The sequence below is a fragment of the Geotalea daltonii FRC-32 genome, assembly GCF_000022265.1.
Lineage (GTDB): Bacteria > Desulfobacterota > Desulfuromonadia > Geobacterales > Geobacteraceae > Geotalea > Geotalea daltonii.
The window spans coordinates 2,365,838-2,383,582 of the sequence record NC_011979.1; the positions used below are offsets into that span (position 1 = coordinate 2,365,838).

Here is a 17,745-nt window from a genome sequence, read left to right on the forward strand (position 1 = left end):
ATTATGCTTTACAATTCCAGATATAGGCTTGCAGAAAAAATTTACCTTTCCCTTTACATTACCAGTCTAATGCTTGTGGGAATTTTTATGATGACAACCACTAATTATTCAGGTGAGTTGTCTTCTTTCGAGTACTTGGTCAGCTCTAGTGAGCTAACTATTATCTTAGGTTACTCAGTCTTAGGCTTTATAGCCGCATATTTTTTCTATATTATTACAAAAGACAAGAGGATAGCTTTTTCATTCAGCCCATTTAGAGTTAATATTTTACGTTTAAATATTGTTTTTGGCGGGTTGTTAATTGCCCAACTATTTTTCCTTGTTTTGACAGGGGTGGGGCGTATAGGTAGTCAGGCAACAAATCCATTTTCCCCTCTTTTCGCGTTGTTAAACATAGATGGCTTGTTCACCATCTTTTACATGTTGGTCAGAAAGTCTCCATGTGGAAATAGAACCCTATTCTGGTTCACTGTTACAATATATGTCATTTACAAACTTCTGCAGGGTTGGTCAGGCGTCTTTTTGACAATCTTTTTCATGGAGCTTTACTTCTATTTTCAATCCCATACCTTCAAATTCTGGAACCGAATTTTCATGGTCATTCTATTGCCACTTTTTATCCTCCTGATTGGCGGTAAAATCTACCACTATGTTTTCCCCTATAAACTTGAAGTTAGAGGCATGGGGATGTCACAAGTTTCTTATTCAGAGAGTGTTGTTAATTTGACAAACCGGCTCACATTTTTTCCTGTTGCAGTCGGTGCATATGAGAAAGATTTAGAAATTCAGCACCTTGCCTTTCAGGATGGTACTTTTTTAAGAGAAATAAAAGGTTTTTTCAGGCCGTTCACTCCTCGATTCCTGATGGATGATAAAGACTTTAGGTCTATTAACAATCTTGTCATGCAATCTTTTTTCCCGAGTATTGAAGGTTCTACAAGTTCCGATATTGGCTTGATTATGTATGTTTATACACTTTTCAAGCTAAATGTTGGGGAAACAATTGTATGGCTCGTTTTCACATTCATGCTCCTATTGTTTAACAAAGCTATTATAGATGCATTTGAACAGTACAAAGGTCAGCTGAATTTTATCTATTTCTTACTAATTATGAAATTATATTACACAGCATCTCCTGAAATGGTCTTTGGATATGGATCGATCAGTATTTTGTTTTTGCTACCATTACTGTTTGCCACAGGCAGCATCAAATTCAAAAGGTAACTAAATGATTAAAGAGCAAAAACCTAAAATACTCACTCTCGTTGGGTTTTACCTCCCCGGATACAAAGCTGGAGGCCCACTGCGCACAATTGCCAATATGGTTGAACATCTCAACGATTATGAATTTTGGATTATAACCAGAGACAGAGATTTAGGTGACGAATCGCCCTATGAAGAGATTAAGCCTGATAAGTGGCAGAGGGTCGGCAATGCAATGGTGCATTATCTATCACCTGAAAGGTGCACAATTCGTAGGCTAGCTGTTCTTATTGCAGAAACTTCATATGATGTATTGTACATAAATAGTTTTTTTGACCCGTTTTTTACAGTTAGACCACTATTGGCACGAAAACTTGGATTACTGCCTAATAAACCTGTTATTATTGCCCCACGTGGGGAATTTTCAGAAGGTGCAATCAAAATAAAACGACATAAAAAGCACTTATTTATCAAATTAGCTGGTTTGATCAGGCTTTATGCCAATGTTGTATGGCACGCGTCTAGTACTCATGAAGCACAGGATGTACTTCGTGTTTTAGGTATGGGGTCTGGCACCATCCATGTTGCCCTTGATTTACCCAGTCGAAAGAGCCTGATCGCTTCGGGTGTCTCTCCGCAGGCCGAGTCTGCAGACGCAGTGACAAGAGTTGTTTTTCTCTCACGTATTTCGCCTAAGAAAAATTTGGATTACGCATTAAAAGCTCTAAGCAAAGTAAAGCAAAAAATTCTTTTCAATATCTATGGACCAGCTGAAGACCAATCATATTGGAATCGCTGCCAAGAAACTATTTCACAGTTGCCCGCAAACATTTCAGTGAAATATTGGGGGGCAGTGCATCCAGATCAAGTGTCATCAATTTTTAATGCTCATGATTTATTTTTTTTCCCTACGCGCGGAGAAAATTACGGACATGTAATTGCTGAGGCACTTTCTGTTGGCACTGCAGTTTTACTGAGCGATCAGACTCCATGGCGTGATTTGCAATCGGAACATCTTGGTTGGGACTTGCCACTGGAAAATATCGATGAATTTGCTCGAATTATAGAGGAATATGCAATTATGCCTATTGAAGAAAAGTTAGCATGGCGCAAAGATATTATCAGCAAAACCACCAAACGTTTGAGCAAGAATGAAACAATAGAAGCGAATCGTAGCTTATTTATGAGTGTTGTAAATAAGTGAAGATAAGGAGATCCTTTAACATGTTTAAGAACAAAATCCTTCTTATAACTGGCGGCACAGGTTCATTCGGCAATGCCGTGCTCCGCCGCTTTCTTGATACTGATATTAAGGAGATCCGTGTTTTTTCCCGCGACGAGAAAAAGCAAGAGGATATGCGGATTAATCTAAATAACTCCAAGGTCAAGTTCTACATTGGTGATGTCAGGCACTATGACAGTGTCTACTCTGCAATGAGTGGTGTTGACTTTGTCTTCCACGCAGCTGCCCTAAAACAGGTTCCATCTTGCGAGTTTTATCCGATGGAGGCTGTGCGGACAAATATCCTGGGAACAGAGAACGTTCTCAATGCTGCTTTAGCTAGTGGTGTGAAAAAGGTCATTACTCTTAGTACTGATAAGGCTGTTTATCCGATCAATGCAATGGGAATATCAAAGGCAATGATGGAGAAACTTATGGTTGCCAAAGCTCGCATGACAGACAGTTCCAATACTGTCTGCACAGGTACCCGGTATGGGAATGTTATGGCTTCTCGTGGATCTGTCATACCTCTCTTCGTCAAGCAGATAAAAGAGGGTAAGCCATTGACTGTAACTGATCCTAATATGACTCGTTTCCTCATGTCTCTTGATGATGCTGTTGATCTTGTTCTTTACGCTTTCCAGAATGCAAGGCCAGGGGATATTTTTGTACAAAAAGCGCCAGCATCTACAATCATGGATTTAGCAGTTGCCGTTAAGGAACTTTTTAATGCAGAGAATGAAGTTCGTATTATCGGTACGCGACATGGTGAGAAACTATACGAGACCTTGCTGACCCGCGAGGAACTTGCCAAAGCACAGGATCTCGGTGGCTATTACCGAATCATTCCCGACGACCGTGATCTGAATTACGGCAAATATTTCACTGAAGGACAGGAACAAGTATCTCTCATCGTGGATTACAACTCCCACAACACGCAACGGCTTACTATACCCGAGATCAAGGAAAAGTTATTGAAACTGGATTTTATTCAGCAAGAGCTTAGTGGAGGTATCGGGTGCGCATACTGATTTTAGGTGGTGATGGCATGCTAGGTCATCAACTGCTGAAACACCTGCAACCTCGACATGAAGTGAAGGTAACTCTTCGTCAGGATTTAGGTACTTATTCTTCACTTGGAATGTTCACTAGTGAAAATGCTTATGACGGAGTAGATGTCCGCTCACTGGAAAGGCTTGTTGAAGTATTGTCAGATTTTCGCCCTGAGGCGATAATCAACGCTGTCGGTATAGTAAAGCAGAGACCTGATGCCAAGGAAAGCATTCCGAGCCTGGAGATTAACGCATTACTTCCGCACAGGCTGGCGGTGCTTTGCAAGGGGATAGGAGCTAGGCTGATTCATTTGAGTACTGACTGTGTTTTTTCAGGGAAAAAGGGTAGCTACCTGGAGAGTGATCTTTCCGACGCTGAAGATTTGTACGGTAAAACGAAATTTCTGGGGGAGGTCCACGATACTAATTGTCTGACTTTGAGAACATCTATCATAGGACATGAACTCTCCAGGCACAAGAGTCTGCTTGACTGGTTTCTTGCCCAGACTGGCGCTGTAAAAGGCTTCACCAATGCCATCTACACCGGATTTACCACTATCGAGATGAGCAGAATCATCGAGAAGATGTTGCTTGATTTTCCTAATGCATCAGGGGTATATCAGGTATCCAGTGAACCTATCAACAAATACGAATTGTTACTACTGTTTCGTGAGAAACTAGGTCATAACATTGAACTCATCGCTGATAGTACCTTCTGCTGTGACCGGAGTCTCGATTCCGCCAGGTTTCGTCGCGAGTTTAATTATACACCGCCATCCTGGCCTGCAATGATTGAGGGGTTGAATCGATGACCATGAAAGTAATGACCATTGTCGGGACCAGACCAGAGATAATCAAGTTGAGCAGAGTCATTGCCGAGCTTGACCGGCATGTGCAGCATATACTTGTACACTCCGGCCAGAATTATGACTACGAGTTGAATGGTATATTTTTCAATGAGCTTGGAATCAGAAAACCTGACTATTTTCTAGAAGCAGTGGGCCCAACGGTGGCCCACACTATCGGCAACGTTATTGCAAAGGCCGATGAGGTGCTAGAGAAGGAACAACCGGCGGCCCTGCTGTTGCTGGGGGATACCAATAGCTGCTTGGCGGCGATTGCTGCGAAACGGCGGAAGATTCCTATTTTTCATATGGAAGCTGGCAATCGCTGCTTCGATCTGCGCGTTCCCGAGGAAATCAACCGCAAAATAGTAGATCACATAAGCGACATCAACATGACCTACACGGAACATGCTCGCCGATATCTGATGGCAGAGGGGCTGCGTCCTGAAACGGTATTAAAGACAGGTTCCCCTATGAAGGAGGTTCTTGCACATCACCGAGGGCAGATAGACAGCTCCGATGTGCTTAAACGGCTTGAGCTGCAGAAAATGGGATATTTTCTAGTAAGCGCCCACCGTGAAGAAAATGTGGACAGTGAGGCAAATTTCGCTAATCTGCTTGAATCTCTTTCTGCCATTGCAGAGACGTATGATAAGCCGGTCATTGTGTCCACCCATCCGCGTACCAGAAAAAGGCTTGAAGAAAAAGGCACTGCCACTCTTGATAACCGTATTAAGTTCCTTAAGCCCTTAGGTTTTCCGGATTATGTAAAACTGCAGATGAACGCTGCCTGTGTTATTTCAGACAGTGGCACAATTACGGAGGAATCGTCCATCCTTGGCTTCCCAGCAGTTACAATTCGCCAGGCCCATGAGCGGCCGGAAGGGATGGACGAGGGAACCTTGATAATGTGCGGTCTTGAATCAGAGGCGGTGCTGAAAGCAATTGAAGTAGTAATGTGTCAGGTTTCAGACTCCAGTCCTTTTAGAATTGTAGAAGATTATGATGTTGATAATGTCTCTCTTAAAGTGCTACGGGTTATCCTCAGCTATACCGATTATGTAAACCGAAATGTCTGGAAGAAATGTTAAGAGTGGCTGAGAATCATGCGTATTGCCTTAATCACTGATGCTTTTCCGCCGCTCCGATCATCAGGGGCCGTTCAGTTGCGGGACTTATCCTTGGAGTTTGCCAAGCAGGGGCATGAGATCACAACGCTGGTAGCGGCCCCTGAACTGGAAGAGGATTGGCGTATTGAGACATGGAATGATGTTCGCATCGCCCGCTTGAAATCTCCCAAGACCAAGGACATAGGCTACGTACGGCGTACGATCGGAGAGTTCCGCATGCCGTTCTCGATGCTGCACAACTTTCGTAAGTGTCCACTGGCGAATGAACATTGGGATGGTGTTGTTTGGTATTCCCCTACAATTTTCTTGGGACCCTTTGCAAACGCACTGAAGCAATTAAGTAAATGCAGAAGTTATCTCATCATCCGCGATATTTTTCCTGAGTGGGCAGTCGATATGGGCCTTATGGGCAGAGGGCTGCCCTATAGGTTCTTCAAATTGATTGCGAACTACCAGTACTCTATTGCTGATGTCATAGGGGCACAGACCTTTGGAAATCTGACCTATTTTACTGACTGGGCTTCTCGGCCTGGCCGCCGTGTTGAGGTTTTGCAAAACTGGCTGAGCGATGTGCCTAATTCGGGATGCAGCATCAGGATTTGTGACACCTCGTTGGCCGGTCGAAAGATTTTTGTCTATGCTGGCAATATGGGCGTGGCGCAAGGCATGGGGATTTTGCTGAACCTTGCTGAAAGTTTAGTGAGTAGAAAAGACATCGGTTTTCTCTTTGTTGGGCGTGGTAGTGATGCTCAACGGTTGCGCCGTGATGCTTTAACACGTGGGTTAGATAACGTGGTTTTTTTTGACGAGATTGACCCCGATGAGATTACTGGTCTGTACGCTCAATGCCATGTGGGGATGGTTGCATTGGACCCTCGCCATAAGACCCACAATATACCAGGCAAATTTGTATCTTATATGCAATCCGGTCTGCCGGTGCTCGCCAGAATAAATCCAGGCAATGATTTGTGTCTTTTGATAGAGAAAGAGCATGTCGGCCGCGTTTGTACCGCCACATCAGTTGATTCGCTCGGATCAATGGCACAGGCTTTGGTTACCGACATTGCCAAAGATGATGGTTTTAAGAACCGCTGCAAAGCCTTGGCCGCAAGATTGTTTTCTCCAGAGATTGCAGTCAGGCAGATTGTCGAGGCGCTGCGAGCATGACAGTCACACGATTTTCACATGAATATCTTGGAATTACGATCGACAAAGCAAAACACTCACCACGTTTGAGGCATCACTGTAATATTCATCAGAGCTATGACGACCCTTGCCAGCGTTTATTCAATGCGATCGGCATGGGCAGTTATATTCGACCCCATCGGCACTCATGGGACCCTAAAGCTGAATGCCTTGTGGCAGTTCTTGGGCTATTTGCATTAGTGACGTTTGACGACGATGGGTCTGTTTACGAAGTTGTTCGCTTTGGCACGGAAAAATATGGACAAGCTGAAGACCTGAGCGTTGGAGTCGAATTGCCTTCTGGAACTTGGCACACAGTCATTGCCTTGGTGCCGGATTCGGTGTTACTTGAGTTGAAAGCTGGACCATTTGATGCTAAGGCGGCAAAGGAGCCTGCTCTGTGGGCACCTATGGAGGGTTCGCCTGAAGCTAGTTTCTATCTACATTATCTCTTTCGTTTAGTCCATAGTTCTTGACGGGGAACACATGCCGTTGACCACTTATTTTTACATATTTATCTCCGCTCTGATGACTTCCGTTATTCTTATCCCCCCCATCTCTCGCCTTGCTATCCGGGTTGGTGGCATAGATAAACCTGATGAACGCAAGGTGCATTGCGATGAGACTCCCCGTCTTGGTGGAATTGCTATTTTCAGTGCATTTCTATTTTCAACACTGTTCTTCTGCGATATTGATCGGCAAATAAAAGGGTTCCTTTCCGGAGCCGTGATAATTTTCCTTACTGGTTTGGCCGATGACCTGACAAATCTTTCTCCAAAGCAAAAATTCCTTGGTGAAATCATTGCGGCAGCAGTGGCTGTTATTGTTGGCGGGCTTGAACTTTCTTCCTTGGGAAACCCTTTTGGCCTGGGACAAATAACTCTGGGGCCACTCGCCATTCCGTTTACTATCTTTGCTGTGGTTGGGGTCACTAATGCAGTCAATCTTCTTGACGGACTAGATGGTTTGGCTGCCGGCGGGACTGCCATTGCTTGTCTGGCGTTTGGTACCCTTGCCTATCAGACTGGCAATCATTCTTTGCTTGCGCTGGATGCCGCCCTCCTTGCGGCTATTGTGGGTTTTCTCCGCTACAACACCTACCCGGCTACAATTTTCATGGGGGATTCAGGAAGTCTCTTCCTTGGTTACTGCATGGGAATTTTTTCAGTTATGCTTGTTACGACCGCTGCTGCTGAAATTTCAGTATTTGTACCGCTTGTTGTCCTCGCAGTTCCTATTATCGACACATTGGTTGTGATGTCCAACAGGCTGTTTAAGGGCAAGAAGATTTTTTCACCTGACAAGTCGCATATCCATCACAGGCTGCTTGATCTGGGCATTGGGCATAAATATTGTGTCATTCTGGTATATGGCATTAGCTATTTTCTAAGCCTGTTTGCTGTAGTTTGTTATAGATTCCCAGAATATGTTCTTGTCACTGTTTTGATTGTTGGAGCGACTTTTTTTTATATTGTGGTGAATCTTATCTGTCGCAAAAAAATAGCCGAACGCATTGAATTGAAAAGCAACCAGCCCATTAGGGAAACACGGACCTATCGGCGGATGGTTGAGTTTTCGCAACGCTTATTGGTATTGTTAAAATATTTGCTCTTGACGATTCTAATCCTTGCTCTGTTTACACCCTCCGGCAATAATCCGAAGGTTATTTTCACGGCAAGTTTATTACTGCTGCTGTTTGCTATCCTTTTGTTGCTCATGAAGGATAAGGAGGACATGTTCCTCCATTTCGCTCTCTATTTGAATGGGGCATTTGTTATCTTCATCATGGAAAATCTCGGCAGAGAGACGACCCTGCTTGGTATTCCATTGCTTACCATTTCCAATCATCTTTTCTTTTCTCTACTGGCTGTTGAGGGAGCCAAGATCTTCCTGCGGAAGCGGACAGATTATCTTATCAGCAACCCATTCGAATATCTGATTCTCCTCATAGTTATTGCTGTTCCACTTTTGCCGACCGATTTCACCAGTCGGTATCACCTGCTTACCGTTGCTGCAAAGTCGGTTATTATGTTTGTCGCCTACAGGCTGGTTCTCCTGCGTCAGGTCAGCAAGAACAAGAAAATTGTCTTTGCCACATTCATTGCCTTAATCATCTTTATTGCAAAATATCTCATGTCTAATGATTTTCAATTGTGAATGGAATCGGCTATATCAAAAGCTGACATCAAAAATGCTGATTCGGTGATGAAGATCGCAGGTGTTCATGTCTGGTAAATTTTATTTTTGCAATCTCTGGTTGTTCTGCGCCCTGATATCAGCAGGTTATTGTCTGGTCGGCACTGCACCTAGTGCCTGGGCTCTTTCATCTTCCAATATCCCCCTCGATAGCCCCATCTATTCCTACCTGGAAAAGCTTGGTGGTCTTGGTTTGATAAAAAGCGATGTAAAAGGCATCAGGCCTTTTTCCAAGGCTGAAGCTGCAAGGCTCGTGCTCGAAGCGGAAGGGAACCTTACTGCCGCCGACGTAGGCCAACAGCCTTTTGCAAATGAACTGATCGCCCGCATTCATGATCTGATCCCCCGTGAGATATCGCTGCGTAAAAATCCTGATCAAAAGCCGCCGGTTCTCGACCACAATCTGATCTCCTCCCTGCGTTTCCGCTATGTCTACCTGGATGGTACATCGCGCAACTATGAGCGTCCAGTCCATGATCCCGGCGATGACGGTGTCTTCGGCCTTGGCTCAGGGTTGCGACCGATAAATCCTTACCCATCGCCTGCCCAGCAGCGTGGGGCCGAGGGGACGCCGCTTCTTGAAAACAACAACGGCGTTATTTACCGTGACGGCAGCAATGGCGAGCTTCGTTGGGCGGCGGAGGCCTATCTGAGTGATAAGGTGACCGGTCTCATTGAACCGTCCATTCTCATCGGGGATGATAATCGGATCAGGATGAATCGCGGTTACGTCAAGCTTGGAGGCGGCGGCATCGAGCTTGAGTTTGGCAAGGACGAGAACTGGCTTGGCCAAGGCTATCGCGGCAATATTACCCTTACCAGTAATGCCGAAAACTTTACCCTTGTAAAACTGTCAAGCCCGGAGCCGGTGCGTGTCGGGTGGCTTTCGTGGCTAGGTGATCTTAAGTATGCCCTTATCGCGTCACGGTTCGACAAGACCAATACCGGCGGAGTAGAGCGTCAGCCATGGTTTTACGCACTGAAGCTGGTATCGAAGCCGACCGACAATCTGGAGATTGGTTTCAACCTGGGCCGGCAAGTTGGGGGGCCTGGCGTTAAGAGCGGCACCGGCGATACTTTACGTGGGTTGATCGGTGGCACCAGTGCCGACAATTCCAATGGAATGGCTGGCTTCGAACTTCGCTATCGCATGCCATGGCTGCGCAACACGGAACTATACGGGGAGTTTTCAGGCGAGGATACCGCTTCATTCTGGCCTATAGTTGAGAGCTATGTGGCCGGCTTTTATATCCCCCGCCTGACGGGTGACGGCAGGAATGATTTCCGCTTCGAGTTTTTCCAGGGCAACCAGATCCTCTATACCAACGGCACCTTTCCGGAGGGGTATCTTTACAAAGGGCTGCCCATCGGACATTCCCAAGGCGGGGCCGTTCAGGACTTCTTTGCCCGCTATAGTCATTGGTTTTCCGTACGCAACAACCTTGCCCTCGAATACATCTTCACCCAACGGGGCAACCTGGGGCGGGTGAAGGTGGACAGTTCCGGTAACTTTGATGCCAACGGGACCCTGCAGGCGGTGGAACGGAAGCACGCAGGAAGAATCCACTGGCGGTTGCCCATCTACGGCGATATGGATGCCGAGCTGACCTATGGGTATGAGCGGATCAGCAACTTTGACCTTGTCCCAGGGGCAGGCAGGAAGAATCAGCTCTTTGTTGCGGAAATAACCTATCGATATTGAATGGGCAGTGATTGGTGACAGGGTGAAGAGTCAAGAGTGAACAGTGAACAGTGAACAGTGAACAGTTTTTTAACCTCGAACCTCGAACCTCGAACATAGAACATAGAACTGAGAAGGATGAGAAGTGATTCCTCAGCAATGGAACCCATATTTTGCTTGCAAATCGAAACCCTGGGTTGTAATCTGCAAGCATGATTGAGCGATTTAAATATGCGGCGGTGATGAAGTCGGTGCAAACGTTTCCGGTCACCGCGCTTTTGGGGCCGCGCCAGGTAGGCAAAACCACGCTTGCCAAGCAGTTGGCCGGGCAGTATGGTGGCTCCACCATCTATCTCGATCTGGAACTCCCTTCCGATCTTAACAAACTGCAATCACCGGAATTATACCTGCGGGAACATAGCGATGCACTGATCATTATTGACGAGATCCAGCGTAAACCGGAGCTCTTTGCCCTACTGAGGGCATTGGTTGATCAGGAACGACGTCCTGGACGTTTTATGATTCTCGGATCAGCCTCACCTGATCTCATGCGTCATGCGTCGGAAAGCCTTGCCGGACGTGTTGTCTATCATGAGTTACCACCCCTTTGTCTCACAGAAACCGGTTCCGACAGTATCCGTAAACTATGGTTGCGTGGTGGCTATCCCAACAGCTTCCTTGCCGGATCTGATGCTGAAAGCCACCAATGGCGGCAAGCCTTTATTGCCACATATCTGGAGCGGGACATTCCCCAGCTTGGCGTACGTATTCCTGCAGCACAACTGGGCCGTTTCTGGACAATGTTGGCGCACCTGAATGGGCAACTCTGGAATGCCAGCCACATCGCTGCCGGCATGGGGCTCTCATCGACGACTATGCGGCATTACCTCGATGTTCTTGAGGATACGTTCATTATCCGGCAACTGAAACCGTGGTTCGCAAATACCGGTAAACGTCTGACCAAGGCACCGAAAATATATTTGCGAGACACAGGATTGCTCCATAGCTTACTGCAACTGGGTACTGAGGATCTCTTGATGAGCCATCCTGGTGTTGGCAGCTCGTGGGAGGGATTCGTGATCGAGCAGATACTGGCTACGCTCCCTGATGGCTATCAGTCTTTTTTCTATCGCACAAACGCTGGTGCAGAAATAGACATGATTCTCGCCGATGGGAAGAAAAAGATCGCAGTCGAGGTAAAATATTCCGCCACCCCTAAAGTGTCAAAGGGCTTTTGGTTTGCTTTCAAAGATCTAGGCTGTCACAAGGGGTATGTAGTATATCCGGGCAGAGACCGCTATCCGATCGGGGAGGGTGTCGAAGCATTGCCGGCTGTGGAACTTTCTGAAATTGTCAATCAGTGATTGGTGATTGGTGATTGGTGATTGGTGATTGGTGAGGATAACCTTAAAAGCCTTAACCACGAATAACTCGAATGAACACGAATAAAGACAAGAGAAAGTGACAATAACTTCGAACGTAGAACTGTTTCACAGGAGACAAAATGATCAAAAGCATGACCGGCTACGGCAAAGCCGAGGCAGATTCACAAACTGGCAAACTGACGGTGGAGATACGGTCGGTCAATCATCGCTATGGCGAGATTTTCGTCAAGCTGCCCCGGCTGTACATGCCCTTCGAGAATGAGGTGAAAAAGGCGGTTGGCCAAAAGCTGAAGCGGGGTAAGATAGAAGTCTTCATTCAGCGTGAGGAGACTGCTGCCGGCGGTGCCATGCCCGTTGTAAATCTGGAGCTGGCCAAGGGGTACTATCAGGCTTTTTCCAGTATCAGGGATGCCATCGGCTTGAAGGAAGAGGTGCCGCTCTCTCTAATTACCGGCCAGAGAGATGTAATTGGCGCGGGTGAAATTGCTGCTGTTCCTGAGTCTGTCCCGACCGAGCTTCTTGCCGCTGTCGAGTCTGCTGCAAATAATCTGGATGCAATGCGCAGCCGGGAAGGTGAGGCCCTGCTGGATGATCTGCAAAAAAGGCGGGCTTTCCTTTCTGTTCTTATTGCGCGCATTGCCGGGCGTGCGCCGCAGGTGGTTGCCGATTATGCCGTCAGGCTCAAAGAGCGTGTGGCCCAGCTTTCCGGTGACAGTACCGTGACCGAGGAGCGTCTGGCCCAGGAAATAGCAATCATGGCCGACCGTTGCGATATTACCGAAGAATTGGTTCGCTTCAACAGCCATCTGCAGCAATTTGACGAAACCATTGTCCTCACGGAACCGGTCGGTCGCAAGCTGGACTTTCTCCTGCAGGAGATCAACCGGGAGGTGAACACCATCGGTTCAAAGGCCAACGATGGGGAAATCGCGGCCTGTGTGGTCGAACTCAAGGCTGAACTTGAAAAGATCCGCGAACAGGTGCAAAATGTCGAGTGAGACGGTGAATGGTGAGGGGTGAGGGAAGGAAACGACAATGAAACGTGAAGGTATTTTGTTTGTTATTTCGGCTCCTTCGGGGGCGGGGAAGACCACGCTGTGCAAGGAAGTAATTGACATTTTCCCGAACTTGCGGCATTCTGTCAGCTACACTACGCGTTCTGCGAGGCCCGGCGAGGTACATGGCCGGGATTATTTTTTTATATCCCTTGATGAATTCAAACGCATGGTGGCAGCGGATGAATTTGCCGAATGGGCCGAGGTTCATGGCAATTTTTACGGTACTGCCCTCAAAACCCTTGAAGAATATAAGACCAAGGGGATAGATGTCATACTGGATATCGACTGCCAGGGTGCGCATCAGCTGAAAAAAAGATATAATGGAGCCGTATACCTGTTTGTACTGCCCCCCAGCTACCAGGAGCTGCGCCGCCGTCTTGACTGCCGCAGTTCCGATGCCCCCGAGGTCATTGATCGCCGTATCGAGGCTGCTGCAGGCGAAATTAAAGAATCGCGCTGGTATGATTACATCATCATCAATGATGTTTTTCCCAAGGCGGTAGAAGAGTTGAAGTCAGTGCTGATTGCCGAGCAATGCAAGACAAATCGCGTACTGACAGGGGTATCTGAGTTGTTTGAGATATAGAGGCGGGGATTGGTGATTGGTGAGGTTTTAACCTCGAACTTCGAATTTTGAACATAGAACATAGAACATAGAACGGTTTTTAAAGGAGCATATAATGGCACGAGTTACCGTTGAGGATTGTCTGGAAAAGGTCGATAATCGCTTCCTGTTGGTGATGCTGGCGTCGAAAAGGGTGAAGCAGCTTTTCAAGGGTGCAAAGCCCCTCATAGACAACCGGGCCGCCAACAAGAACGTGGTCGTATCTCTTCGCGAAATTGCCGCCGGCAAAGTGAATTTCGAGATTAGCAGCCGCAAAAGCCGCTAATCTCAAGGCTGTCAAAGGGGGGAACATTGCGCTTCCGCCCTTTTTTTGTCTTCAAAATGCGGTGAGGAGCGAAGAGTGAGGAGAAACAGCTTTACCCCTCACACCTTACGCCTCACTGGGGGTTGCTGACTTTCAATGATCAGGCTGAACGACATACTGGAAAAGGTTTCTTCCTATAATCCTTCCTGTGACCTGGAACTGGTAAGAAAGGCATATGTTTTCTGTGCCAAGGTTCACCAGGGACAGACCAGGCTTTCGGGTGAGCCTTATCTTGTGCACCCCATGGAGGTGGCGGGGGTACTGGCTGAGCTGAAGCTTGATGTACCGACGGTCGTCACGGGTCTTCTCCATGATACGGTCGAGGATACCCTGACAACCCTTGAAGAACTGGAGGAAATGTTCGGCCCTGAAGTCGCCCGACTGGTTGACGGTGTTACGAAGATCGGCAAGATTCATTTCAAGACCAAGGAGGAGAGCCAGGCGGAAAACTTCCGCAAGATGCTTCTCGCCATGGCCAACGATATCCGTGTCATCCTGGTCAAGCTGGCCGACCGCTTGCACAATATGCGGACTCTTCAGTACCAGCCGGAACCGAAACAGCGGAGCATCGCCAAGGAAACGCTGGATATCTACGCGCCCATAGCCAATAGGCTCGGTATATCCTGGGTGAAAAGCGAGCTGGAGGACCTTTCTTTCCGCTACCTGGACCCGCAGATCTATTACGATCTTGCATCCAAGGTGACCAAGAAGAAGAAAGAGCGCGAGACCTACGTGGATGAGGTGATGCAGATCATCAAGGCCAAGCTCGTGGATCACGGCATAAAGGGAGAGGTGTCCGGCAGGAGCAAACACCTGTACTCCATCTACCGGAAGATGCAGAGCCGCAGTGTGGATATAGACGAGATTTACGACCTTATCGCCATCCGCGTCATGGTCGAGGATATCAGGGAATGCTATGAAGTCCTCGGCATCATTCATTCCACCTGGAAGCCTATTCCTGGTCGCTTTAAAGATTACATCGCCATGCCGAAGGGGAACATGTACCAATCCCTGCATACAACGGTGATAGGCCCCTATGGCGAGAGGATGGAGGTGCAGATCCGCACTTCGGAGATGCATCGGGTGGCAGAAGCGGGCATCGCTGCCCACTGGAAATACAAGGAAGGCAAAGGTTATGATGAAAAAGAGGTAAAGCGCTTCACTTGGTTGCGCCAGTTGCTGGAATGGCAGCAAGAGCTGGATGATTCACGGGAATTCATGGACACCGTGAAGGTCGAACTCTTTCCGGAGGAGGTCTATGTCTTCACGCCCAAGGGGGATGTGAAAGGCTATCCCAAGGGATCGACGCCAATAGACTTTGCCTATAGCGTCCATACGGACGTCGGCCATCGCTGTGTGGGCGCCAAGGTAAACGGCAAGCTCGTGCCGTTGAAATATGAGCTGAAGAATGGCGATATAGTTGAGGTCATCACTTCACCCCACCATACCCCCAGTAAGGACTGGCTGAAAATAGTGAGGAGCTCCCGGGCAAGGAACAAGATCCGTGCCTGGATCAAGACCGAAGAGCGGTTGCGCAGCATAACCCTTGGCCGGGAAATCTGTGAAAAGGAGTTCCGCCGCTATTCCCAGAACTTTTCAAAAGTGCAGAAAACAGGCGAGCTGAAACGGGTGGTTGGCGAATTCGGTTTCGTCGGCGAAGACGACCTGATGGCAGCGGTTGGCTATGGCAAGCTGTCATGCCAGCAGATCCTGGGCAAGCTTTTCCCGGCCGAGAAATTCGAAGAGGCCCAGGACCGCAAGGAAACCCGCGTCGGCAAGGTTATCCAGAAACTCAAGGGTAAATCTTCCAGTGCCATACAGATCAGCGGTGTGGACGATGTCCTGGTTCGTTTCGGCAAGTGCTGTAATCCTTTGCCCGGCGACGACATCGTTGGCTTCATTACCAGGGGGCGCGGAGTCACGGTGCATACCGCCGACTGTCCCTTTGCCCTGGATAGCGATCCGCAGCGACGTATCGACGTGGCTTGGAACAAGGGTAAAAAAACGGCCCTGCCGGTCAAGATGCGGATCGCCTGTCACGACGAAAAAGGAATTCTGGCCAATATCACCACCGCCATCACCAACTGCGAAGCAAACATCGTTAGTGCATCCATCCAGAGCACCGTCGACAAGAGGGGCATCAATACGTTCGAAGTGGATGTAACCGATCTGGATCACCTGAACAGGGTCTTCAACAGCGTCATGAAGGTGAAGGGCGTGATCAAGGTGGACCGGCTCAAGTCTTAGAGACGGTGATTGGTGATTGGTGATTGGTGAGGAGCTGTGCCGCTTTTTAACATCGAACCTTGAACTTCGAACGTAGAACTGTCTGTATGGGGGAATTTATGAAAAAACAAATAATCGCTACGGAAAAGGCGCCAAAAGCCATTGGACCATATTCCCAAGGGGTGAAAGCGGGTGGCTTTATCTTTTTTTCCGGGCAGATCCCACTTGATCCTGTGACGGGAGAGATACGAGGCGCCACTTGTGCCGAGCAGGCGGAGCAGGTCATGGAAAACATCGGCGCCATGTTGGCAGCGGTCGGTGTCGATTTTACCGCCGTGGTGAAAACAACCATCTTCCTTACGGACTTGGCAGATTTTGCGGCAGTCAATGAGATTTACGGCAGGAGATTCCCAGTGGACCCGCCGGCTCGTTCCACTGTGGAGGTGAAGGGGCTGCCCCGGGGGGTAAAGGTTGAGATCGAGGTTATAGCTTTCGGTGATTGGTGATTGGTGATTGGTGATTGGTGATTGGTGATTGGTGATTGGTGATTGGTGATTGGTGGCGGTGACGGGTGACGAGGTCCGGTGTCTTTTGTCACAAGTCACGTGTCACTTGTCACTGCTTTAATGTCACTTGTCACCGCTTTAAACCTACGAAAAAAAGCCGCCAACGAATACTCGCGGCGGCTTAGCTTAAGATTGTAACCTCGAACCTAGAACTTAGAACAGTTTTTAGAGCGCCTTCGTTACATGGCCTGAGCGGATGCAGCGGGTGCAGACCTTGATGCTGCGAACGGTTCCGTTTTTAACGGCTTTTATCTTCTGCAGGTTGGGGTACCAGGTTCTGCTGGTTTTGTTATTGGCGTGGCTGACGTTGTTACCGAAGCTCGGACCTTTACCGCATATTTCACATACTTTGGACATATCTCTGTACCCTCCGAATTTACTGAAGCTGTTATTTATAGCAAAAACCCTATGGTGATGCAAGTTAAATTTTTGCGCAGTTACTTTAAAGGATTATGAAAATGGCCTTTTTGCGTGGCATATTCTCTTTATTTGTCATAGTTCTGCTGGTAATTGTCGTGCTATTTGTTGATTTTACCTATAAAACTTTTTCCCAACGGCAGCGGGATCTGAACTGTGATGCCATCGTCGTTCTTGCCGGGGGAAGGGGACGTATCGAAGAAGGCAGCCGCTTATATCGGGAAAACCATGCCCGCTGGCTTTTTCTGATCGGTGTCGATCCTTCGGTGCGCAAAAGCGATCTTTTCCGGGAGCGGAAGGGGGAGCGAAGCGGAGAAGGGGTTTATCTGGAGAAAGTATCCCGCAACACCCTAGAAAATGCACTCTATGCCAGGGAAATGATAGTAGGGCGCAATATCGATTCCATAGAACTCATCACATCGCGCTATCACATGAAGCGGGCCACTCTCATTTTCCGCCACGTCCTGCCGAAAGACATCGCCATCTATCCCCATCCGGTGGATACGAAAAACCTGAAGGAGGAATGGTGGAATCACAGCGGCAGTTTCCGGCTGCTCTTCAGCGAGTTCTACAAGTATTGTCTTTTTAGGGTTTTCTTCCTCTTTGCCCCAACCGAGCTGCAGTCTGCTGTGAAATAGGGCCCCGACTAT

General features: G+C 47.9%; 17 protein-coding genes. 16 read left to right on the top strand and 1 reads right to left on the bottom strand.

Annotated features, from left to right (window positions below; translation table 11 throughout):
* The first annotated feature begins 3 nt into the window (after positions 1-3).
* The 15 genes from wzy (at position 4) to GEOB_RS10675 (ending at position 16,618) form a co-directional block, all read left to right on the top strand.
* On the top strand, positions 4-1,224 hold the full coding sequence (gene wzy, locus GEOB_RS10605; protein WP_154650484.1) for an oligosaccharide repeat unit polymerase: 1,221 nt from the start codon (positions 4-6) through the stop codon (positions 1,222-1,224).
* 4 nt (positions 1,225-1,228) lie between these two features.
* A complete protein-coding gene (locus GEOB_RS10610; protein WP_012647216.1) occupies positions 1,229-2,407 on the top strand; it encodes a glycosyltransferase family 4 protein in 1,179 nt (392 codons plus the stop codon).
* 20 nt (positions 2,408-2,427) lie between these two features.
* Positions 2,428-3,456 carry a polysaccharide biosynthesis protein gene (locus GEOB_RS10615; RefSeq protein WP_012647217.1) on the top strand — a complete coding sequence of 343 codons (1,029 nt, stop codon included), beginning with the start codon at positions 2,428-2,430 and terminating at the stop codon, positions 3,454-3,456.
* Positions 3,444-4,289, top strand: coding sequence for a dTDP-4-dehydrorhamnose reductase family protein (locus GEOB_RS10620; protein ID WP_012647218.1), 846 nt, complete (start codon positions 3,444-3,446; stop codon positions 4,287-4,289). The genes GEOB_RS10615 and GEOB_RS10620 overlap by 13 nt, the downstream gene beginning before the upstream one ends.
* The gene (gene wecB, locus GEOB_RS10625; RefSeq protein WP_012647219.1) at positions 4,286-5,413 is read left to right on the top strand and encodes a non-hydrolyzing UDP-N-acetylglucosamine 2-epimerase; all 1,128 of its coding nucleotides are present in this window, start codon (positions 4,286-4,288) and stop codon (positions 5,411-5,413) included. The genes GEOB_RS10620 and wecB overlap by 4 nt, the downstream gene beginning before the upstream one ends.
* 15 nt (positions 5,414-5,428) lie before the next feature.
* Positions 5,429-6,619, top strand: a complete 1,191-nt coding sequence (locus tag GEOB_RS10630) for a glycosyltransferase family 4 protein (protein ID WP_012647220.1) — start codon at positions 5,429-5,431, stop codon at positions 6,617-6,619.
* Positions 6,616-7,113, top strand: a complete 498-nt coding sequence (locus GEOB_RS10635) for a WbuC family cupin fold metalloprotein (RefSeq protein WP_012647221.1) — start codon at positions 6,616-6,618, stop codon at positions 7,111-7,113. The genes GEOB_RS10630 and GEOB_RS10635 overlap by 4 nt, the downstream gene beginning before the upstream one ends.
* A 10-nt stretch (positions 7,114-7,123) precedes the next feature.
* Positions 7,124-8,794 (top strand): MraY family glycosyltransferase, encoded by a 1,671-nt coding sequence (locus GEOB_RS19350; RefSeq protein ID WP_012647222.1) that lies wholly within the window; start codon positions 7,124-7,126, stop codon positions 8,792-8,794.
* Between the two features lie 67 nt (positions 8,795-8,861).
* Positions 8,862-10,535 (top strand): capsule assembly Wzi family protein, encoded by a 1,674-nt coding sequence (locus GEOB_RS10645; RefSeq protein ID WP_012647223.1) that lies wholly within the window; start codon positions 8,862-8,864, stop codon positions 10,533-10,535.
* A 191-nt stretch (positions 10,536-10,726) separates the two neighbouring features.
* A complete protein-coding gene (locus GEOB_RS10650) occupies positions 10,727-11,878 on the top strand; it encodes an ATP-binding protein (RefSeq protein ID WP_012647224.1) in 1,152 nt (383 codons plus the stop codon).
* A 140-nt stretch (positions 11,879-12,018) separates the two neighbouring features.
* Positions 12,019-12,897, top strand: a complete 879-nt coding sequence (locus GEOB_RS10655) for a YicC/YloC family endoribonuclease (RefSeq protein ID WP_012647225.1) — start codon at positions 12,019-12,021, stop codon at positions 12,895-12,897.
* 37 nt (positions 12,898-12,934) lie between these two features.
* Entirely contained in the window at positions 12,935-13,543 is a 609-nt protein-coding gene (gene gmk / locus GEOB_RS10660) for a guanylate kinase (protein ID WP_012647226.1), read from the top strand.
* Positions 13,544-13,637: 94 nt separating this feature from the next.
* Positions 13,638-13,847, top strand: coding sequence for a DNA-directed RNA polymerase subunit omega (gene rpoZ / locus GEOB_RS10665; protein ID WP_012647227.1), 210 nt, complete (start codon positions 13,638-13,640; stop codon positions 13,845-13,847).
* A 135-nt stretch (positions 13,848-13,982) separates the two neighbouring features.
* Entirely contained in the window at positions 13,983-16,133 is a 2,151-nt protein-coding gene (locus GEOB_RS10670) for a RelA/SpoT family protein (protein WP_012647228.1), read from the top strand.
* 98 nt (positions 16,134-16,231) lie between these two features.
* Positions 16,232-16,618, top strand: a complete 387-nt coding sequence (locus tag GEOB_RS10675) for a RidA family protein (RefSeq protein WP_012647229.1) — start codon at positions 16,232-16,234, stop codon at positions 16,616-16,618.
* A gap of 225 nt (positions 16,619-16,843) precedes the next feature.
* On the opposite strand, the gene rpmB is transcribed toward GEOB_RS10675, so the two are convergent.
* On the bottom strand, positions 16,844-17,035 hold the full coding sequence (gene rpmB / locus GEOB_RS10680) for a 50S ribosomal protein L28 (RefSeq protein ID WP_012647230.1): 192 nt from the start codon (positions 17,033-17,035) through the stop codon (positions 16,844-16,846).
* A 101-nt stretch (positions 17,036-17,136) separates the two neighbouring features.
* Here rpmB and GEOB_RS10685 point away from each other — a divergent pair, with 101 nt between their 5' ends.
* Positions 17,137-17,733 (top strand): YdcF family protein, encoded by a 597-nt coding sequence (locus GEOB_RS10685; protein WP_012647231.1) that lies wholly within the window; start codon positions 17,137-17,139, stop codon positions 17,731-17,733.
* The last annotated feature ends 12 nt before the right edge of the window (positions 17,734-17,745 follow it).